We start from the raw sequence: 20832 nt of genomic DNA on the forward strand, positions 1-20832 counted from the left end.
TTCAAGATACGGCCGGCTCGCTCGTTTAATGTCTATTCGCGCGTGGCCTCCGGAAATACCGCGTCTTTGCGCCGGCGACCGGCCCGGCTATCGTCCCGCGCGAGCGAGGAGCGGCTGCCATGAATATCGACTTTCACTACGGGGTGATCTACATCGCCGCGCGCATCGGCGGGATGACCGCCGCCGATGCGCGGACCGTCGCGCATGCATGCCAGTACGTGGACGACGCGACGACGAGCGGAATACTGCGTTTCAAAGGCGGTGAGACTTTCGAGCGCTTTGCCAGCGCGCACAAGTTATTCGATTACGCGAATACCGAGAATGACCAGAATCGGCTGGTCTGGACGCCGTTTCATTTCCTGCCGGCCGGAGAAGGGATAACCCTTGAAGAAAAGGCGATTTGCCGGCCGGACAGCGAAGTCGCGCGCGAAGTGGTGCGCCGCGCGATCCGTCAGCGCGATGCGCAGACCGGTTTGCACCGGCTCGGCGTGACGCTGCATACGTATGTCGATACGTGGGCGCATCAGGGATTCTCGGGGATCGAAAGTTCCTGGAATCGCGTGCATTTTCTGGAAGCCCAGGACTGCACGCACAAAAGCTGGCTTGCCCGCCTCGAAAGCGTGGCTGGACATCTGTTCGAACATGTCGAAGCGGACCTTCTGACGATCGCGCTACCGGTCGGCCACGGCGCCGCATTGCATTATCCTGACCAGCCGTGGGCGCGCTGGCATTACATCGACGGTCGCAATAACCTCGTTTCGCGACACAATTTGCCGGATTTCGTTCAGGCGGCTGAAATGGCATGCCGCGCGGTACGCGGCTATCTGGCAGGACGCGAAGATTTCGAAACTCAGCCGGGTATGCCGGACGACGTCAGAAACGCGGTGTCCCGGCTGCTCGATACGAGCCGCAATCCGGACGATAACCAACGCCTGCTAACGGTACGCGAATGGGTGAAGGCCGGCCGTATTCCCGGTTTGAAAGAAGCGCTGCCCGGCTATATCGGCAAAGGGCGGAATTCGTGGAAATACCAGGCGACCGGTCTGCTGTGCGATGACGACACCGGGGACAGACCGGAGTGGAGCCACGCATTCGAAAAGAGCGATTACCGTCTCTTTCACGACGCGGTCAAACAGCACCGCTTCGTCACGACTCAGGAAATTCTGCCCGCTCGCGGATTACGGATCGCGTAAATGAGCGGGTAGTGGCGCGGGCGTCTGCCCGCGTGACACTTTATTGCATTCTCATCTGCTCACGCCGGGCGGCCTTCGTGTCGAGTGATCGGCATTGCGTGCGCCGGCACTTTTCCGTCGAAGCTATTGTCCGACCGTTTGTCCCAAAAAGGACCGCCGGCGAATAAAAATGAACTACTTTTCTTTGAATATTCGAATGCTTGCCTATAGTAGAAGCGGCAATTGCCGGTGACACGGCAGGGGCCATCCCGGCGACGGGGCATAAAGTGCCGTTGTCTTTACCCGATCTGGGAATGTGGAAACGAAACAAAAAAACCACCGCCATCAACGGAAGGGCAAAAGGACAGAAAGAGTAGGGCGAGTACCTGAAAGTTTTGTATTAACACGTTGTACCCACGCATCGGATCGTCGCTTTCTCAAATTGTTGATGGTCCGGATAGCTTAATAGACTGCCTTTCTTCCGTTATTCATGGCATAGTTCGACGATTACAACCAAGGAGTAACCAGATGCCTACGTTAGAGCAAATCCAGGCAAAGCTTAAGAAGCTCCAGTCCCAGGCTGACGCACTCATTGCCAAAAAAGCTCAGGCCGCTGTCGATCAGATTCGCGAGTTGATGATCAAACACGGTCTCACTACTGCGGATATCGAAGCACAAGCAAAGGCACGGCGTAACGCTCGCGCGCTCAATGGCGTCGCCAAACGCGGCCCGGGCCGTCCCGCTGGCTCGACTAAAGCCACCAAATCCGCGAGCGCGGCCAAATACCGCGACCCGAAAACCGGCGCGACGTGGACCGGTCACGGCCGCGCGCCCGGCTGGATCGCCGCTGTGAAAGACCGCACCGCGTACCTGATCGCAGGCGCGAGCGAAGCGAAAGCGGCGGTGGCACCGGCCAGCCGCGGCAAAGGTCAGCCGAAAGGCGCGCAGCCGCCGAAGTATCTGAATCCGAAAACCGGCGCGACCTGGAGCGGCCGCGGTCCGGCGCCCGCGTGGCTCGCCACGGTGAAAGACCGCAGCAAATTCCTGATCGATGGCGCGGCGGCTTCGGCTTCGGCCAAACCGGCGGCTAAAGCCGGTAAAGCGAAAGCAACAGCTGGCGCGGTAGGCCGCAAAAGCGCGGCAAAAAAAGCCGGCGCGACTCGCAAGACGGCGGCGAAAAAAGCGACGCCCGCCAGCCGCAAAGCCGCGGTGAAGAAGACCGTCGGCCGTAAGGGCGCGGTGAAGACCGCGCGCAAGACGCCGGGCCGCAAGGCTGCCGCGAAGAGCGTCCCGAGCGCCGCCCCGGCGGCGTCGCAAGCGCCGGCAGCGCAGGGCAGCGCGGCCTGAGGGCGCGCAGTCGCGAAATAGATGGTTAGTACTTGCAACGCATCCCAGCAGGAAGACCAGGTCGTCCTGCTGGGCGATGCTCCCCATCCGGCAGCTGATGCCGCCGAACCGTTTATCGTCGCCAGCGATCGCCGCGTGATTCTTACCTATCCGATCGCGGAGGCGGACTTCGAACGGTTCGGACCATTCGATCCCGACGACGATCCCTATTGCGCGGTGTTGTTTGCCGACGCCGCGTTTCATCGGCTTGGCCCGCCCGGCGAAGCGGATCTCGCGGTTCACCCGCTGGCCGCGCAAGGCCTTTGCCGCGACTGCGTGCATGAGGTCGTCAATTCGTCGTTATGCGCGGAACTTGCCGGTTTGCCCGCTAGCGACGCGTCGATGACCGCAATGTCATCGTCGCGGCGTCATTTCATCATTACGTTTCAAGCGTCGACGTTCGAATGCGTGGCCTCGGATTACACGCTCATTGGCGTATTTGGCGCGGGCGAAATCGCGAGCCGCGAGGCCTTCGCATTGGTCAGATAAAGGCGCGTTAATCGAATAGCGGCCATACCGCAGCGCCCGCCCGGGAGTCATCCCGCGCGGGCCGCGAAGTACTAATAAAACGCTGAGTAGCAAGCCGCGGTCCCGCCACGGGCACGCGCCGTGCGTCTGCTGGCAACCACGAAAGCCAGGCGATTACGCACCGTCCCGTCCGTCTGACCGGACTCGCGTGAATTTCGCCGCTTCGCATCGAGGCCACGCATGCTGACTATTCCGCTTACCGCGTTCGTCACGCTCGTGATTGTTCTGATCATCGCGAATCTGTCGAGTGGCGAGAAGAAAATCGAGCACAAGATCGAACGGCTCTATCCGAGCGACGATCCGCAATTTCTGCGTTCGATGGGTTTGCTATTGGGACCACCGGTGGTGCCCGGCAATCGCTTCGAAATGCTACTGAACGGCGACCGCATCTTTCCGTCGATGCTGGCAGGCATTCGCGCGGCCCGCAAAACCATCACCTTTGAAACGTTCATTTACTGGTCAGGCGAGATCGGCGAACAATTCGCGCGAGCGCTCGCCGACAAGGCCCGCGAAGGCGTCGCCGTGCATGTTCTGCTCGATTGGGTCGGCTCGTCGAAAATGGATAAGCGCTATCTGGATATGCTGCGCGACGCCGGCGCGATGGTCGTCAAATTTCACAAACCGCATTGGACCGGGCTCGGCCGAATGAATGACCGGACCCACCGCAAACTGCTTGTGATCGACGGGCTGATCGGTTTTACCGGCGGTGTCGGTATTGCGCCCGAATGGACCGGCGATGCGCAGGACGAAAAGCATTGGCGCGATACCCATTTTCGCGTCACCGGTCCGGTGGTCGGTCATATGCAAGCGGTATTCATGGACAACTGGATCAAGGCGACCGGCAACGTGCCGCACGGTCCCGAGTACTTTCCGCGGATCGAGCCGGAAGTCAAAGGCGCGGGCGAGGGGTTCGCGCATATGTTCAGCAGCTCGCCGTCGGGCGGCAGCGACGATATGCGATTGATGTATCTGATGGCGATCACCGCGGCGACCCACACGCTCGATCTGGCGAGCGCGTACTTCGTGCCCGACAAACTGACCATCAATGCGATCGTCGAAGCCGCCAAACGCGGCGTGAAAGTGCGGATCATCACACCGGGCAAACGGATCGACACACACACGGTGCGTGAAGCATCGCGCGGCTGCTGGGGCGATCTGCTGAAAGCGGGCGTCGAAATCTACGAGTACCAGCCGACTATGTTCCATTGCAAATTGCTGGTGGTCGACCAATACCTGGTATCGGTCGGCTCGACGAACTTCGATAGCCGCTCGTTCAAGCTGAACGACGAAGCGAACCTGAACATCTACGACCGCGACTTTGCCGCCCAGCAGACCGCCGCGTTGGAAGATGACCTCGCCCGCTCGAAGTGCGTAACGCTCGATGCGTGGATGCATCGTTCGCTGACCGAGAAGCTCATCGAAAAGTTCGTGCGGCTACTAGACCCGCAGCTTTGAAACCGTAACGGGCGCTTTTTACACGCAGAGCACCCGCGTGCACGACGACGTGTCGCGCGAGGCGGATGCGTTGATCGGCAGGATCGTGCGGGAAAACATCGAGCGGGTGGGTGGCAGCGCGGATCAATGAGTGGAGGTAGCGCCGCTCAGGTACGTTTCGATGGCTTCGATGCCGGTGCGTGCCGGCATGGGATGGCTTCGGAGTCCGTCTTCTGAAGAAGCCGCCGCTTGTTCCAAACGCTCTTTCGCATGCCGATAGGCATTCGCAAAGCCGCGCAACTGCTGCGTAACCGGCCGGTCGTCGAGCCGGCGCCGCGTCAACGCCTGCGCGATGCTGCGCTCGATCAACCCAAGCTGGCTGTCGATATAGTCGATGCACAATTGCCGGCTGCGCTCCGACGCCGCGGCGACCGTCAGCAGCGCGGGCACCAGCGAAATCGTCAGAAAGCCGCCTGCGGGAATGCGTGCGAGCGCGGCGGGCGAGTCGAACAGGTCGGCGCGCAGCGCGTCGAACACGGCTTGGGTCCACACTTCGCGCTCTTGTTCGAGCGCTCGGCGACGACGTGCGAGCGCGTCACGCGCGTCGCGGTCGGCCACGCGCCCCTCGTTAACCAGCAACGGCGCATCGTCACGCTCGCCTTCCTGAATGCACGCGCTGCCGAGATACACCGCGCTTTGCGCGCGTTCGGCCAGGACCAGGTGTTGCAGGCTATCGGGCACCAGCGGATCGAGCGGTACGACTTCGCAGGTCAGCGGCTTGCCTTGCAGATGAATCGAGCAGCGGCCGTCGTCCGTGAGGGCGGGGCAGCGCGCGAGCGACGGGTAGTCGAAACCCTGCGCGACGATGCTGAACGTGTCGCCGGCCCGATACAGCAACGCTTCACCGAGCGCGTCGAATTGGGCGCAATCGCTGTCGTCGAGCACGGTTTCATATCCGCCGACCCGCAGCCGTTCGCCGGGCCGCCGCCGCGCCACACGGCCAATCGCGATGCAGCCGATAAAGCGGTCGGGATGACGAAACAGTTCCGCCAGCGTCATCGAAGGCGGGCTGTTGCAGCATTGGCCGCACGCGGAGCAAGAAAAAGAAAACGTCTTCACCACGGCCGGCGCACCGAGTCCTGATAGCGCGTCAGAATGAAATGCGCGACATCGGTCGAGTGATACGCGGCGACGAGTTGCGCGACCCATGGGTTGCCGCGATCGGCGTCGCGCACGGTCAGCACGTTCGCGTACGGCGAACGCGCGTCTTCGAGACTGAGGGCATCGCGCGCCGGCTGAAGGCCCGCGCGCGCGGCCGTGTCGCTGTCGATCACCGCAAAGGCGACGCTATCGAGCGAATCGTACAGACGCGCGCGCGGCAGCCGGCGAATCTTCAGGTTCAGACGATTGCCGGTGATGTCGGCGAGCGTCGCGTGCATTCCCGCGTCGTCCCTGAAAGTCAGCAGCGTTTCGTTCTGCAGCAGGATCAGTGCGCGGGCGATGCCGTCGCGATCGTCAGGAATCGCAATCGTCGCGCCGCGTTGCAATTGGCCGAGATGGGTCAGTTTGCGCGAGTACAGCGCGACCGGAAACGTCACGGTGGTGGCGACGCTGGTTAGCGCATAACCGTGTTGTTTGCGTTGCGCATCGAGCGCCGCTGCGTCTTCGAAGCTCGCCACGTCGATCTGCTTCGCTGCGAGCGCCGCGTCGATGCGCGCCGGCTGATCGAACACGACCACGTCGAGCGCGAGCCCCTGGGTCGCCGCGACGCGCCGCACTTCGTTCATGATCTCGGCCTGCGCGCCGGGCGTCACGCCGACCCTGATCGTCTGCGCGGCGGCCAGCGCGACTTGAAACGGCGCGGCCAGCAACAACAGCGCCGCGAGCAAACCAATCGACCGCCGCGTCATGACGCATCCCTCAACACCGTACGAAAGCCGATATGCGAGGCCGGCAAATCCGCTTCCTGCTGCTCGCGCGACGCCGCGCGATACCTGACGCAATAGTCGCGCGAGCACAGGAACGAGCCGCCCTTGATCACCATCGGCGTGTCGTGCCGGCGGCTCAGCGGCGCGACCAGCGCGGTGTCGCCGTTGGTGTGCGACTGGTGCGCGCCGGTGTAGACGTCGCGGGTCCATTCCCACGCATTGCCGATCATGTCGTAGAGCTTGAAATCGTTCGCCGCGTAGCAGCCGACCGGCGAAAGTCCCGCATGACCGTCCTCGGCGGTGTTGAGCACCGGGAATACCCCTTGCCAGTAGTTCGCGCTCGGCTTGCCGTGCGCGTCGCGCGGCGCGGTGTCGAGATCGGCGCCGTCGTGACCGGCCTTGCCCGCGTATTCCCATTCCGCTTCGGTCGGCAGATCGCGACCGAGCCAGTGCGCGTACGCGAACGCATCGGCCTGCGTGACCATCGTGACCGGCTGGTTCATCAGGCCGTCGAGATTGCTGCCGGGGCCGCGCGGATGATTCCACGCGGCGCCCTTGACCCAGCTCCACCACGCGAGATCGCGCGCGTTCATCTCGTCGCGTGTCGGCGTATGGAAGACGACCGCGCCGCCCTGGCGCTCCGCATCGCTGATATAGCCGGTCGCTTTCACGAACGCCGCGAATTGCGCGTTGGTGACGTCGGTCTGATCGATCCAGAAACCGGCGACATGAGTTTTACCGTCGCCAGCCGGCCGTTCGTCTTCATAGCCGAGCTTGCTGCCGAACACGAACTCGCCGCCATGCAGATGCACCATGCCGGCTTGCGGATCGTCTCGCCAGCGCGCCGGCAAGCCGGAGTAACGCGCGCATTGCTGCTCGGAGCCGAGCGCGGCGAGCGGCCGCGAACGGTTCAACGAATCGAACCCGCCCGGCGCGGCGCCGCCGAATGTGGACAATGCGGACGATGCGGCCGACGCTGCCGTAAACGCCACCGCAAACGCGGCGGCTGCGATCACGGCATAGGTGCCGTACAGCACCTTGCCGCTAGTGAGCTTGAATCTCGACTTCATTGGACGCTCAGTAATAACCGCGCGGACGCAACGGCTCGACGCCGCCGACGCTGCTCATATAGCTGTTCCACTGCTGCACCAGACCATCGATGATCGACGGATTCTGCGTGGCCACGTCCTGGGTTTCGCCGCGATCGGCGGTCATGTCGTACAGCTGCCAGTGACCGTCGACCGGGCCGAGCGGCGGTTCGGTCCACAACGCTTTCCAGCGGCCGTCGGCGCTGCGCAGATAGCCGCGCCCATAGGCTTCGTCGCCGAAGTACGCGCTGTGCACCGGCGCCGTGCTCTGATCGTTCAGCACCGGCAGCAGCGATTGCCCGGTGATCGGATACACATAGCGGTTGTTGTAGACCACCTTGCCCTTGTTCTGATCGACGCCGGTCAGCGTATTGATCAGCGCGGGCGCGGGCGTCGTCGGCGGCGTGATCTGCGCGACCGCGAGGAAGGTCGCGGTGTTGTCGGTCACGTGGGTGAACTCGCGCAACGTCGTCTTCTGCGTGGTCTGGCCCGGCAGATGGACGATCAACGGTGTCGACACGCCGCCTTCGCCGGAGTAGCCCTTGGTCAGCCGGAACGGCGTCGCGCTGACTTCGGCCCAGCGCAAACCGTATTGCAGCCGCTGTGCGTTCTGTTTGCCGTTGTCGGTACCCAGTTGCGAATAGGTCGGTTCGGCCGCGTTCGCGGTGTCGGTCGCGGTCGGGTCCGCGCCCGAATCGATCGGCCAGCCTTCGGCGCCGTTATCCGACTGGAACATGATGAAGGTGTTGTCGTATTCGCCGATGTCCTTCAGATGCTGGATCAGCAGGCCGATATTGTGGTCGAGGTTCTCGACCATGCCCGCGTAGATTTCCATATAGCGGGCCTGCGCTTTCTTCTCGGCCGGCGTCAGGCTGTCCCACTTCTTGTTCACGAAACCGGGACCGTAGTCGGTATAACCCTGCGCGGCGCTATGCACGGCGCTCACGTATTTCGCATTGACGGTGCCGTTGTTCGAGGTCGCGGCGCTCGAGGTCAGCGTTTCCGACGCGCCGCCATACGGTACGAAGTCCTGAGGAATGATTCCGAGTGCTTTCTGCCGCGCAATCCGCGCGTCGCGAATCGCGTCGTAGCCCGCGTCGTATTTGCCGGCGTAGTTGTGCAGATAGGGTTCCGGTACCTGCAACGGCCAGTGCGGCGACGTATAGGCCGCGTATGCGAAGAACGGCTTGCCGTCGGCCTTGTTCGAATCGATGTACGAGATTAGTTTCTGCGTATAGAAGTCGGTCGAATAGAACACCGCCGGGCTGCCGCCGGTGCCGCCCGGCTGGCCCGGTTGCCCTGGCTGCACATAGGCGCCGTCTTCGGTGTAGTTCTTCGAGCCGGCCAGCTCGTGCGCGAAGTGATTGGTCGCGGCGCCGCCGAGCAGCGCATAGCTGTGCTCGAAGCCCCATTGGTCCGGCGTCTGTCCACTGCCGCTCGCGCTGCCGACGATCCCCGAGCCGATGTGCCACTTGCCGGCCATATACGTGTGATAGCCGCCGTCCTTCAGCAACTGCGCGACCGACAGCGCGCGGTCGTTCAGATAGCCCTCGTAGCCGGGCAGTCCCTTGCGCTCGTCGGTCGGCGCGCCCATTGTGCCTTCGCCGACCAGGTGGTGGTCGGTGCCGGAGATCAGCATCGAACGCGTGATCGCGCAGACCGTGCCGGTGTGGTGATTGGTCAGGATGCGGCCCGACTGCACCAGCGCGTCGAGATTGGGTGTATTGATCTCGCCGCCGAACGCGTGGATGTCGGAATAGCCGAGGTCGTCGGCCATGATGTACAGGATGTTCGGGCGTTTCTGCGCGACGACCGGGGCCGACGCGGGCGTCGCGCCGGCGGCCTGCGCGTTCGGCACGGTGCTGTCGCCGCATGACGCGAGCGTAACGAGGCTCGCGACGGCGGCGCCGATCAGCGCAAGACGGAAGGCGGGAAACCCGGAGCGGCGGGATCGATGTGTTGTCATTGTTGTGCGGACCGTTAGATTGGGTCGCCGATGTTAGCAATGGCATTACAAAGACCAAAAGAAGGATTTCTGCGTTGCTATCGACGTTTGTCGATATAGGCCGGCGCCGGTCGCGCGGCGTTAATTGCCGGGTTCGAGTACCGGTTTGCCGGGCGCCGCCTGCGTGCGGTACGGCAGTCGCGCGGCGTGCGGATCGGTTACCGTGTTGTCGATTACGCGTTCCACATCGGCGGTTTTCGCGAGTTCGGCGAGGAAGGTCTTCTTGTCGAAACCGGGCGCGACGCAGCCTTCGACATAAATGAAGCGGCGTTGCAGCGTCAGCCAGAGCGACGACTGTTCGCGCCAGTGCATTGCGGCGTTCAGATTCGCGAGCCGCCGCTGCACGCTGTCGGCGATTTCGTTGTCGTACAGATACGCATTGGGCAAACGGCAGCGGCCCTCGATCCAGCAGCTATTGCCGCGCTCGATCCGGTAATGGCTGTCGTCGAGCCATTCCTGTTCGGTTTCGAACGGCCCGAGCGGTGCAGGGCAAGCGGCGATCGCGCTGGAGATCTGAATGAACGGATCGTGGCCGCGATTCGCGCGGGCGGCGTCCGTTTGCGCGTACGCGGTGGCCGCCCATAGCGGCATACAAATAAGCCCGAGTCCGAGCAAACGATTCATACGGATGCCGCTCCATTCGTTGAACCACGCTCCCCGAAATGTCAGCGCCGCGTGCGCCGATGCTCGACCGCGAACTTGATCAACTCCGCCTGACCTTCGATATCGAGCTTGCGCTTCAGATTCAACCGATGCGTCTCGACGGTCCGCACCGACAGACCGGTGCGCTGCGCAATCTGCTTGCTCGACAGACCGTCGGCGAGGGCATCGAGAATATCGCGTTCGCGCGGCGTCAAACGTTCGACCGGCGATTGCGTCGCCGACGCGTGAATCAGCCTTGCGCTCAATTGCGCGCTGAAGTACGTATTGCCCGCGAGCACCGCGCCGATCGCCTGAATGATTTCGAGCGCCGGCGAGTCCTTCAGCACATAACCGCTCGCGCCCGCGCGCACCGCCTGGGTCACGTACTCTAGATTGTCGTGCATCGACAGCATCAGCACGCGAATCGCCGGAAAGCGCTCGTGAAACAGATTCGCGAGCGCGATGCCGTTCATCCCGTTCATGCCGACATCCATCAGCGCGAGATGCGGCGCCTCGGTTTCGGCGAGCGCGAGCGCCTGCTGCGCGTTGCCCGCTTCGCCGATCACTTCGAACTGGCCGACCGCTTCGAGGCGCGCGCGCAGACCGTCGCGCACCAGCGGATGATCGTCGACCAGCAGCAGGCGCGCGATGGAAGGCGTGATGTGATTCATAGGGTGGTTTCCTGCAGGGGCGCGACTGCTGCGCGCGTGCCGGCTTGCAGCGGCACGCGCGCGGTAACGACGGTATGCCCGGGCTGCGAATTCAACGACAGCGTGCCGCCGAGCGCTTCGAGCCGTTCGCGCATGTTGCGCAGACCGACGCCGGCGCGGCGGCCGACGAACGCGTCGGCGACGTCGAAACCGCGGCCGTTGTCGGAGATCGTCAGCGTGACTGCGTCGTGCGACAGTTCCAGCGCGAGCGCCGCGCTCGACGCCTGGGCGTGCCGCACGATATTGGTCAGCGCTTCCTGGGCGATCCGGAACAGCACGGTGTTGACCGCATCGGGCAGCGTCGCCGCATGCGTGTGCGCGATTTGCGTGAAGCCGATCGCGATACCGGACTCGTCGCCGAGTTCGCGCGTCAGTTGTTCGAGCGCGGCCGCGACGCCGAGATCGTCGAGCATCGACGGACGCAGCGCGTGCGAGATGCGCCGCACTTCGCGCAGCGTATCGCCGAGCCGCGTCAGGCCGGTGGACAGCGCGGCTTCCGCGGCGGGCTCGCGCGCGCTGCCGCGTTCGAGCCGCGCGAGCGCCGATTCGAGCAGCAGCTTCACCGACACCATCATCTGGCTGATGCCGTCGTGCAATTCGCGCGACAGCCGCGCGCGCTCCTGTTCCTGCGATTCGACGACCTGCCGCGCGAGGCGCTTCAGTTTCGCGTCGGCGCTGCGGTATTCGGTGACGTTCAGCACCAGCGCGCACAGCGCGATCACCGCGAGTCCGGCCAGCGCGATCGCGTCGATCCACTTCATCGTGCGGCCGATATTGGCGGCGGCTTCGGCGTCGATATGCGCGAGCGCGGTGTCGACATCGTCCAGATAGATGCCGGTGCCGAGCATCCAGCCCCAGCGTTCGAGCGGTACCACGTAGCCGAGTTTCGACGCGACCTTGCCGGTCGACGGCCGGTGCCACAGGTAGCGCACATAGCCGCCGCCGCGCGCGGCGGTCGCGAGCAATTGCTGGATCGTCGGGACACCGTGGCTGTCGCGCAGCGACCAGAGATCGTGGCCGACCAGTTGCGGTTCGCGCGGATGCATCAGCGCGCGGCCGTGCAGGTCGTAGACGAAGAAGTAGCCGTCCTTGCCGAAATCCATTCTTTCCAGCACGTCGAGCGCGCGCAGCCGCAGCAGCGCATCGTCGCGCGCGTTGTCGCGGCCGGCTTCGTAGAGCGGCGCGATCGCGGTGGTTGCAAGCTCGACGTAATGTTTGAGCTCGACCTGTTTGCTCGCCATATAGGCGGCCTGGGTGGTCGCGTGCTGCCGCTCGGCGAGCGCGGTGGCCTCGCGGCGCACGCCGATTTCAATGCTGGCGATGGCGACCAGAAAGGGAACGATCGCCAGCAGCACAATCTTTGCTTTGAGTTTCATCGTCGAAAAACGGCCGGCGGGCTACGTACTATTACGTAGACGGCTTACGTAGTTGCGCGCTTGTGGGCGCGCTCGTGAAGGCGAATACTACATGCCCGCGGCATACCGCGCTTAGCGGGGCCCGGCGCGCGCGACGCCCGCCGCTTCCCGCGCCTTCCGCCTGAGCCCAGGCAACCGGACATCCGCACGCCGGCCACGAGCCGCCGCGCGCGATGTCGATAATAGATAAGGAGATGTTCGTGGAGACCCCCACCTCCGCCGGCCGTTCATGGAGCTGGCTGATTCTGCTGATCCCGTATATCGCGCTGCTGTGGCTGCCGTTCTATAACCACAGCTATCCGTCGCTGATGGGCTTTCCGTTCTTCTACTGGTATCAGTTTCTGTGGGTGCCGTTGACCTCGCTGCTGATTTACATCGTGTATCGAGGTATCAAATGAGCGAGCTCAATCCTGTGAACCCGGTCGCGATGACGGTCTTCATCGCATTCTTCGTGCTCGTCACGGTGATCGGCTTTTTCGCCGCGCGCTGGAAACGGGGCGATCTCACGCAATTGCACGAATGGGGCCTCGGCGGGCGGCAGTTCGGCACGCTCATTTCGTGGTTCCTGGTGGGCGGTGACTTTTACACCGCTTACACCGTGATCGCGGTGCCAGCGCTGGTCTATTCGGTCGGCGCGTATGGTTTCTTCGCGCTGCCTTACACGATCATCGTCTATCCGTTCGTGTTCGCGGTGATGCCGAAACTGTGGAAAATCGCGCACGCGAAGAACCACATCACCGCGGCCGACTACGTGCACGGCGAATACGGCGGCAAGTGGTTCCCGGCGGCGATCGCGCTGACCGGCATCGTCGCGACGATGCCGTATATCGCGCTGCAACTGGTCGGCATGCAGGTGGTGATCAAGGGGCTCGGCGTCACCGGCGAATTGCCGTTGATCGTCGCGTTCGTGATTCTCGCGCTGTATACGTATGCGAGCGGTCTGCGCGCGCCGGCGATGATCGCGTTCGTCAAGGACATCATGATCTATATCGTCGTGATCGCGGCGGTGTGGCTCATTCCGGTCAAGCTCGGCGGTTATGGCCACGTGTTCGAGGTGGCCGACGCGCACTTCCAGGCGAAGGGCGGCGCGACCGGCATTCTGCTGAAGCCGACGCAGTACACCGCGTTCGCCTCGCTCGCGCTCGGCTCGGCGCTCGCCGCGTTCATGTACCCGCATACGATGACCGCGGTGCTGTCGTCGGCGTCGGCGAAGACGGTGCGCAAGAATGCGATCTTCCTGCCCGCGTACACGGTGCTGCTCGGCCTGATCGCGCTGCTCGGCTATATGGCGATCGCCGCCGGCGTGAACGTGAAGTCCGCCAGCGACGTGGTGCCGGCGCTGTTCGCCACGCTGTTCCCGGCGTGGTTCGTCGGTTTCGCGGCGGCCGCGATCGCGATCAGCGCGCTGGTGCCGGCCGCGATCATGTCGATCGGCGCGGCCAATCTGTTCACGCGCAATCTCTGGCGCCCGCTGGTGTCGCCGAATATCTCGCCTGCGGCGGAAGCGGCCAACGCGAAGATCGTGTCGCTGGTCGTCAAGTTCGGCGCGCTGCTGTTCATCGTGTTCCTGCCGACGCAGTATGCGATCGATCTGCAACTGCTCGGCGGCGTGTGGATTCTGCAGATCTTCCCGGCCATCGTGTTTACGCTGTACACGCGTCGTCTGAACACGCCGGGTCTGTTCCTCGGCTGGCTGGTCGGCATCGTGCTCGGCACGGGTCTGGCGATCTCGCAAGGGCTCAAGCCGGTGTATGGGCTGCACTTCGGCCACGAGAACTATCCGCTCTATATCGGGCTGATCGCGCTGGCGGCGAATATCGTCGTGAGCTTCGCGGTGTCGGCGGTGTCGCCGCGCCGCGCGGCGGTGACGGCTTGATTTGAGCCGGACTGAAGGCGGCCTGGCTGCCTGAATGAAAAACGCCGCGAAGTGTTTGGCTTCGCGGCGTTTTTATTGGTTCGGATGGCCGACGGCTTGCGCGCCGCTCACTCACGCGTGCGCCCAGCGACGTAGCAGATTGTGATAGATCCCGGTCAGACTCACGACGGTCGGATCGTTCGAGCCGCGCTCGGCGGCAAGCGTCTGCACATCGTTATCGAGCCGGAACAGCGTCGCCCGCTGGCCGTCGTCGCGCACCATGCTCTGAATCCAGAAGAACGATGCGATCCGCTCGCCACGCGTGACCGGCGTCACGTGGTGCAGGCTCGAAGCAGGGTAGAGCACCATATCGCCGGCCGGCAGTTTCGCGCGATGCACGCCGTAGGTGTCTTCGATACACAGTTCGCCGCCGTCGTAGGTATCGGGCTCGGCGAGAAACAACGTGGCTGACAGATCGCTGCGAATCCGGAAATCGGTGCCGCGCAGCTGCCGGATCGCATTGTCGACATGAGTGCCGAAACCGTCGCCGCCCGTATAGCGGTTGAATAGCGGCGGAAACACCTTCAGCGGCAGCGCGGCGGAAAAGAACCGCGGGTTGCGCCCGAGCGCGTCCTGAATCGCATCGCCGATCGCGCGCGCGGCCGGCGAGCCTTCAGGCAACTGCCGGTTGCGCTTCGCGTGCGCGGACTGCTGACCGGAGGTCGCATTGCCGTCGATCCACTCGGCGGCGTCGAGTACTTCGCGGCATTGCGCGACCTGCTGTTTGCTGAGTACGTTTTGCAGATGCAGCATCATGAGCGGGATTCCTGCGTGAAGTTCGTCGCCGCGCGCGGCGGGGCGGCGAGCTGCTGCGGCGTGGCGCCGAGACTGCGCTCCAACGCGCGGAACGCGCTCACCGGCGAGGCCGCCAGCCACTCGCGCATCTTCGCGACGAACGCGCCGGTCGCGGTGCGCGGCACCTGCCGCAACCACGGCAGCGCCGCGTCGATTTCGCCGCGCGCGGCGAGCAGCCGCGCGTAGTTGAACTGGCCGCGAAAATCGCCGCCTTCGGCCGCGCGCCGGTAAAAGTCGAGCGCGATGTCCGCATCGGCGTCGACGGTCCAGCCGTCCTCGTAAAAGCTGCCGATGAAATTGAGCGACTTCGCGTGACCGAGTTCGCCCGCGCGCCGGAACCACGCCAACGCCTCTACCCGATCGCAGTCGATCCCATTGCCGAGCGTCAGCGCCGACGCATAGTTGTACATTCCCCAGTCGAGCCCGGCCCGGGCCGCGAGCCGATACCAGTACACGGCGACCGGCGCGCACGGGGCGGTGCCCCAGCCGTGCTCGTAGCAGCGCCCGAGCATGTTCATCGCCATCGGATGATCGCGGCGCGCCGCGTGTCTGAACCAGACGAACGCGGCGCCGACGTCTCGCGCGACGCCGTGGCCGTCGAGCAGATACTGGCCATACACCGCCTGGGCTTCGACGATGCCGTTGCGCGCGGCCGCTGCGACCCACTCGGCCGCCCGTTCGGGCGGCCCGGCGAGGATCGCGGCGAACTCGTCGCGCGACACGTTGGCGAGCGCTTGCACCGAGACGCCGGTCGTCGCGCGTTGCATCAGTAGTGCGCGTTGAGCGTCAGGAACGCCGAGCGTCCCGGCGCGATCGACGCGTAATGCGATGCAAACGCCTGGTCGTAATACGTGCGGTTGAAGATGTTCTGCACGTTCAGTTGCAGATCGAGATGCTTGTTCACGCGATACGTGGCCATTCCGTCGAAGCGCCAGTACGACGGCACCGCCCGCAGATTCGCGGTGTCGCCATAGACCTGCGACATATAGAACGCGCCGCCGCCGACCGTGAACTTGGGAAGTACTTCGTAATTGGTCCACAGGCTGATGCTGTTCTTCGGCGTGTTCGGGAACTGGTTGCCGTTGTCCGCGGTGTTCCTGCCGTTGTCGCGCAGCTCGCTCTTCAGATACGTGTAGCCGCCGAACACCTGCCACTTCGGCGTGATCTGACCGGCCACGCCGAATTCGAAACCTTGCACGCGCTTGCTGCCGACCATCGCGTAGCTGGTGTCCGGCAAGGTCACGCGCGCATTGGTGGTGTCGATCTGGAAGATCGCGCCGGTCAGCGACAGCTTGTTGTTCAGCACGTCCCATTTGGTGCCGAGTTCGATGCTGCGGTTCTTTTCCGGCGACAGGTCGGCCGCGTTCAGGCCGACGCCGTTGCGGCCCGGAGTCAGCGACTGGGTTTCGTTGCCCTGGCCGAGCAGCGAGCCGGCCGGCGTCGACGAGGTCGCGATCGACGTGTACACGCTGCCGTTCGAAGCCGGTTTGAACACGAGGCCCACCTGGTAGTTGAACAGCGTGTCATCGCGCGACACGCGGGTCGAACCGTTGGCCGCGGTGTTGCGGAAGTCGGTCGAGTAGTCGTCGACGCGCAGCCCGACGTTGGCCTGCCAGCGTTTGGTCAGCTCGATCGTGTCGAACGCGTAGATCGACTTGGTGACGGTGCGTTGCTCGCTCGGGTCGTTGTTCTTCCTGATCGAGCCGGCCCACGGATCGTTCGGATTCGGGTTCCACAGGCTCGTGCAGTTGTAGCCCGATGCCGCGCCGATGCCGTTGGTCCGGCAGATCGCGCCGGTCCCGGTCGCGACCGTGTACGCATCGTTGACGCTGGTTTCGCGCGACAGCTCGATACCGGTCGTGAAGCTGTGTTTCAGGAAGCCGGTCTTGAACTCGCCGAACAGCTCGGTCTGGTTCGCGAGGCTGTAGACGTCGGCGGCCCGCGTATTCGCGCGGCGCCACACCATGCCGTTGGCGACGTTGCCCTGGCTGTCGTCCGGCTGGGTCCAGATGTAGTCCTGGGTCGACTTCGTGTAGCGGGTGGTGTTGCGGATCGTCAGATCGCGGTTGATGTCGTGCTCGATGCGCACGGTTCCGACATCCGACGTGGTCTTGCGGAAATCGCGGTCGATCAGGCCGTAGAAGTTGTGCCGGTCCACCGGCGCCGGGTAGATCGTGTCGACGTTGGCCGGCTTGTTGGTGGTGGTGTAGAAGTACGGAATACCGCTGTCGGGCAGGTCATCCGTCTGCAGGTGGTAGTAGCTCGCGGTGATGCGGGTCGGCGTGCCGAGACCGTAGGTGAACGACGGCGCGATGCCCCAGCGTTCGTTGTTGACCGCGTCGCGGCCGGCCACGTCGTTGTTGTGGCTCATCACGTTCAGGCGGAACGCCGCGTGATCGGCCATCTGCCAGTTGCCGTCCGCGGTGAAGCGGCGATAGCGGTCGGTGCCCAGACCGACGCTGCCGTCGGCGCTGGTGCCCAGATGCGGGGTCTTGGTGATCAGGTTGATGCTGCCGCCGGCGCCGCCGCGGCCGCCGAACGCGCCGTCCGAGCCCTTGGTCACCTCGATGTTCTCGATGTTGAACACTTCGCGGGTGGTCGCGCCGACGTCGCGCATCCCGTCGACGAAGGTGCTGCCCTGCGCGTCGTAGCCGCGGATGAACGGCCGGTCGCCGAGCGGGTTGCCGCCTTCGCCGGCGCCGAACGTGATGCCCGGCACGGTGCGCAGCGCTTCGGTCAGCGTCGATGCGCCGGTGCTGCGGATCAGTTCCTGCGGAATCACGGTGACCGACTTCGGCGTGTCGACGAGCGGCGCGGTGAATTTGATCGAGGACGACTGATCGACCTTGAAGCCGTCGTCCGACTGGCCCTGCACGGTGATCGGCGCGAGCTGGCCTTCGCGGTCGGGCGGCGCGGCGGCGGTGGTGCTTTGCGCGAGCGCAGGGCCGGCAGCCAGAACGCCGCACAGTGTCGTGCTGATTTTGCTCAGCTTAGGATCGTCGGACCGCAACTTCATGTTCATCCCCGTCAAGTTCAGGACGCCGGGCCGGCTGACATCTCCTTACCCCTGCATTCCATGTTTATTACAAAAATCTTGCGGGACGGATTTTATGCAAACTCTGCGTAATTGAGAAGCGTTCTCAATAAATGGCTTAACAGATCGGGCTTGGAGAGGCTGCGGAAGGGGGCGGGTCAGCGGGGGCGAAGAGGATGGTATGGCGCCAGAAGGCTAAAATTAGCGGATATTTGCGGGCTGAAGCCGCAATGGCAGGAAGTCTGGCGAAGCGTAAAAAGTCGCTGCTCGGAACCTGTGCGGAGCGCAACATCTGTTGCAAAAACAGCACAGCGAGGACGGCGCAGCGACACGTAACCGGGCCGTCCACCTGTCTCGAAGCTTTCGGGAAATTACAGCGCCGGGGGTTAAAACCGCTCGACCCGGAACGGCAGCGGATCCACCAGCGTCGGCTCGCCGGTCATCATTTCGGCGAGCAGCCGGCCCGTCACCGGACCGAGCGTGAGGCCGTGATGCGCGTGACCGAAGGCGAACCACAAGCCCCGATGTTTGGGCGCCGCGCCGATCATCGGCATCATGTCCGGCGTGCACGGGCGGCGTCCCATCCACGGCTCGGCGTCGAGGCGTTCGCCGAGCGGGAACAGCGTGCGCGCGATCGGCTCGACCGCGTCGAGCTGCACCGGCGTCTTCGCGGCCTCGGCGCGCGCGATTTCGGCGCCGGTGGTCAGGCGAATGCCGCGCGCCATCGGCGCGAGCACATAGCCGTGTTCGACGTCGAGCACCGGATGATTGAGTTGCGCGGTTTGGCGCGGCGCGTAATGCATGTGATAGCCGCGCTTGACCGCGAGCGGCAGCCGGTAGCCGAGCCGCTCGCAGACGCGGCCCGACCACGGGCCGAGCGCGACGACCGCCGAGCTGGCGCTCAGCGTGCCCTCCAGCGTATCGACCTGCCAGCCTTCGCGCAGCGTGTCGGCATCGCCGTTATAGAAGCGGCCGCCGAGCGCTTCGAAATAGCGCGCGTAGGCGTTGACCAGCGCGTTCGGATCGTTGACCGAATCGGCTTGCGGATAGCGCAGGCCGCCTTGTAGACGCTTGTCGAGATCGGGTTCGAGCTGTTGCAGGCGCGGCGCGTCGAGCGTTTCGAATTCGACGCCGTATTCGCGCTGCCATTGCTCGGCTAGGCGGGTTTCGGCGTCGCGCGCGGCCGCGCTGCGAAACACCTTGATCCAGCCGATCGGCCGCAGCAGATCGCTCGCATGCGCGGCGGCGGCCAGCGCGCGATGTTCGCTGACGCAATGCTCGATCAGCGTCGCGTACGACTTCGCGATTTCGGCGTGTTTCGCCGGATGCGAATTGCGCCAGTAGCGCCACAGGAACGGTGCGACTTCGAGCAGCGCATCGGCGTGGTAGCGCACGTCGGGCGACTGGTTGCGCGCGTAGCGCAGCAGCGTGCCGAGCCCGCGCGGAAACGCGTATGGATAGACGCCTTCGCGCTGGATCAGCCCGGCATTGCCGAATGAGGTTTCGTTGCCGGGCTGCTTGCGGTCGATCAGCGCAACCTGACGCCCGCGCCGTTGTAGATGCACGGCGACGCAGACACCGACAATGCCGGCGCCGAGCACCACGGTATCGAATTTCATGCTCCCTGTCCGTCTTATGTGTTCACTGCGTGTGAAGCGCTGCCGGAACTCTGCTCGCGGCGAGTCGCGAGCTTTCATCTTATACAGGGATCGGGCTGCTTAGCTATCGGCAAAAAAACGTGCTGCGGAAAACGTGGGCCGGCGCCGGTAACTTCTACACGAACGACGGGTTTAAACGGGCATTGCAACGGGGCACTTCGGTGTCGTACCCGCCAGCGTGTAAACTGCTGACTTTTTTGCTTCCGGTGGTATGTCGCAAGCCCCCCAGCGTAGCGCCCTGAGCGGGCCCGCGCTCGTTCGTTTACTGGCCCGTCTGGGCGAGGCCGACGTCGCCGAATCGACGCAGTCGCTGGCCGACCGGCTGAGCCAGTGGCTCGGCTGGACTGATGCGATCGCGTTGTCGTCCGCGTTGAGCGGCGGCCCACCCGCGGTGGCCGGCGGCGCGCGTCCGTTCGGCCGTGCCGAGGAGGACGAATGCACGCGCGTGCGGCGCGCGCTGGTAAGTTCGATCGCCGGCGACGCGCTATTCGCCAGCTCGCGGCGGCGCGGGACGGTGCCGACGCCGCGGAATGCGGCGATGAATGCGCCGACGAATGCGCCGATGAACGCACCCCGCGCGCCGGCCCGAGCGTCCGCGCTGCTCGACGTATCCCCGCAGGCCGACTACGCGGTGTTTCGCCAGCGCTATCTCGCTTTTCAGCAGTCGATGGAAACCGCAATCGGCACGTTACGCGGTCGGCTGCGCGCGCTGCTCGCCACCCAGGCGCCGGCGCTCGCGCGGCTCGCGGTGGTCGACGCGGTGATGGAGCGGGCGCTCGCCGAGCGCGAGCGCAGTTTGCTCGGCGCGGTGCCGGGGCTGCTGGGCGGACATTTCGAGCGGCTGCGCAACGCGGAGCGGCGGCGGGTGGCGGAGCTTGAAGCGGTTGAAGCAGCAGAAGCAGCAGAAGCAGCAGAAGCAGCAGAAGCCCAGGACGCCGCGCGGTCCGCGGTCATACAAGCGGCCCGCGCAACCGCATCCCCGGGCCACGCCGCGGCGCCCGCGCCCGATGCGTGGCTCGACGTATTCCGCAAGGACATGCAGAGCGTTTTGCTTGCCGAACTGGATGTTCGTTTTCAACCGGTCGAAGGGCTGCTCGCGGCTCTTCGCGCCTGCTAACTGGG

At 64.3% G+C, this 20832-nt stretch carries 18 protein-coding genes; 7 read left to right on the forward strand and 11 right to left on the reverse strand.

The genetic code is table 11. The features are described from left to right. Positions 1-119: 119 nt before the first annotated feature. From LJ656_RS10640 to cls, 4 genes are all read left to right on the forward strand, one after another. Entirely contained in the window at positions 120-1193 is a 1074-nt protein-coding gene (locus LJ656_RS10640; RefSeq protein ID WP_230509363.1) for a DUF6765 family protein, read from the forward strand. A 507-nt stretch (positions 1194-1700) separates the two neighbouring features. Further along, a complete protein-coding gene (locus LJ656_RS10645; protein WP_230509429.1) occupies positions 1701-2519 on the forward strand; it encodes an H-NS histone family protein in 819 nt (272 codons plus the stop codon). Between the two features lie 21 nt (positions 2520-2540). Next, the gene (locus LJ656_RS10650) at positions 2541-3047 is read left to right on the forward strand and encodes a hypothetical protein (RefSeq protein WP_230509364.1); all 507 of its coding nucleotides are present in this window, start codon (positions 2541-2543) and stop codon (positions 3045-3047) included. 219 nt (positions 3048-3266) lie between these two features. Further along, on the forward strand, positions 3267-4541 hold the full coding sequence (gene cls / locus LJ656_RS10655; RefSeq protein ID WP_230509365.1) for a cardiolipin synthase: 1275 nt from the start codon (positions 3267-3269) through the stop codon (positions 4539-4541). A 123-nt stretch (positions 4542-4664) separates the two neighbouring features. On the opposite strand, the gene LJ656_RS10660 is transcribed toward cls, so the two are convergent. The 7 genes from LJ656_RS10660 to LJ656_RS10690 form a co-directional block, all read right to left on the reverse strand. Beyond that, the gene (locus tag LJ656_RS10660) at positions 4665-5642 is read right to left on the reverse strand and encodes a hypothetical protein (RefSeq protein WP_425605918.1); all 978 of its coding nucleotides are present in this window, start codon (positions 5640-5642) and stop codon (positions 4665-4667) included. Further along, positions 5636-6430, reverse strand: a complete 795-nt coding sequence (locus LJ656_RS10665) for a MetQ/NlpA family lipoprotein (RefSeq protein ID WP_230509367.1) — start codon at positions 6428-6430, stop codon at positions 5636-5638. Before LJ656_RS10665 ends, LJ656_RS10660 begins: the two co-directional genes overlap by 7 nt. Then, entirely contained in the window at positions 6427-7518 is a 1092-nt protein-coding gene (locus LJ656_RS10670) for a formylglycine-generating enzyme family protein (protein ID WP_230509368.1), read from the reverse strand. Before LJ656_RS10670 ends, LJ656_RS10665 begins: the two co-directional genes overlap by 4 nt. Before the next feature lie 7 nt (positions 7519-7525). Next, complete coding sequence (locus LJ656_RS10675) at positions 7526-9502, reverse strand: arylsulfatase (RefSeq protein ID WP_230509369.1); 1977 nt, start codon at positions 9500-9502, stop codon at positions 7526-7528. Positions 9503-9622: 120 nt separating this feature from the next. Continuing rightward, on the reverse strand, positions 9623-10132 hold the full coding sequence (locus tag LJ656_RS10680) for a hypothetical protein (RefSeq protein ID WP_230509430.1): 510 nt from the start codon (positions 10130-10132) through the stop codon (positions 9623-9625). 74 nt (positions 10133-10206) lie between these two features. Beyond that, the gene (locus LJ656_RS10685; RefSeq protein WP_230509370.1) at positions 10207-10854 is read right to left on the reverse strand and encodes a response regulator; all 648 of its coding nucleotides are present in this window, start codon (positions 10852-10854) and stop codon (positions 10207-10209) included. Then, positions 10851-12269, reverse strand: a complete 1419-nt coding sequence (locus LJ656_RS10690; protein ID WP_230509371.1) for a cache domain-containing protein — start codon at positions 12267-12269, stop codon at positions 10851-10853. Before LJ656_RS10690 ends, LJ656_RS10685 begins: the two co-directional genes overlap by 4 nt. Before the next feature lie 239 nt (positions 12270-12508). On the opposite strand from LJ656_RS10690, the gene LJ656_RS10695 reads away from it, so the two are divergent. Continuing rightward, positions 12509-12706, forward strand: a complete 198-nt coding sequence (locus tag LJ656_RS10695) for a DUF3311 domain-containing protein (protein WP_230509372.1) — start codon at positions 12509-12511, stop codon at positions 12704-12706. After that, on the forward strand, positions 12703-14184 hold the full coding sequence (mctP, locus tag LJ656_RS10700; RefSeq protein ID WP_230509373.1) for a monocarboxylate uptake permease MctP: 1482 nt from the start codon (positions 12703-12705) through the stop codon (positions 14182-14184). The genes LJ656_RS10695 and mctP overlap by 4 nt, the downstream gene beginning before the upstream one ends. Positions 14185-14295: 111 nt before the next feature. On the opposite strand, the gene LJ656_RS10705 is transcribed toward mctP, so the two are convergent. The 4 genes from LJ656_RS10705 to LJ656_RS10720 form a co-directional block, all read right to left on the reverse strand. Next, entirely contained in the window at positions 14296-14979 is a 684-nt protein-coding gene (locus tag LJ656_RS10705; RefSeq protein WP_230509374.1) for a Fe2+-dependent dioxygenase, read from the reverse strand. Then, positions 14976-15785 (reverse strand): tetratricopeptide repeat protein, encoded by an 810-nt coding sequence (locus LJ656_RS10710; RefSeq protein ID WP_230509375.1) that lies wholly within the window; start codon positions 15783-15785, stop codon positions 14976-14978. The genes LJ656_RS10705 and LJ656_RS10710 overlap by 4 nt, the downstream gene beginning before the upstream one ends. Next, on the reverse strand, positions 15785-18034 hold the full coding sequence (locus LJ656_RS10715) for a TonB-dependent receptor (protein WP_230509376.1): 2250 nt from the start codon (positions 18032-18034) through the stop codon (positions 15785-15787). The genes LJ656_RS10710 and LJ656_RS10715 overlap by 1 nt, the downstream gene beginning before the upstream one ends. A gap of 404 nt (positions 18035-18438) precedes the next feature. Then, the gene (locus LJ656_RS10720) at positions 18439-19671 is read right to left on the reverse strand and encodes an NAD(P)/FAD-dependent oxidoreductase (RefSeq protein ID WP_230509377.1); all 1233 of its coding nucleotides are present in this window, start codon (positions 19669-19671) and stop codon (positions 18439-18441) included. A gap of 250 nt (positions 19672-19921) precedes the next feature. Between LJ656_RS10720 and LJ656_RS10725 the strand changes: the two genes are divergently transcribed. Further along, complete coding sequence (locus tag LJ656_RS10725) at positions 19922-20827, forward strand: DUF3348 domain-containing protein (RefSeq protein ID WP_230509378.1); 906 nt, start codon at positions 19922-19924, stop codon at positions 20825-20827. The last annotated feature ends 5 nt before the right edge of the window (positions 20828-20832 follow it).

It is taken from the genome of Paraburkholderia sejongensis (assembly GCF_020880815.1).
Taxonomy (GTDB): domain Bacteria; phylum Pseudomonadota; class Gammaproteobacteria; order Burkholderiales; family Burkholderiaceae; genus Paraburkholderia; species Paraburkholderia sejongensis.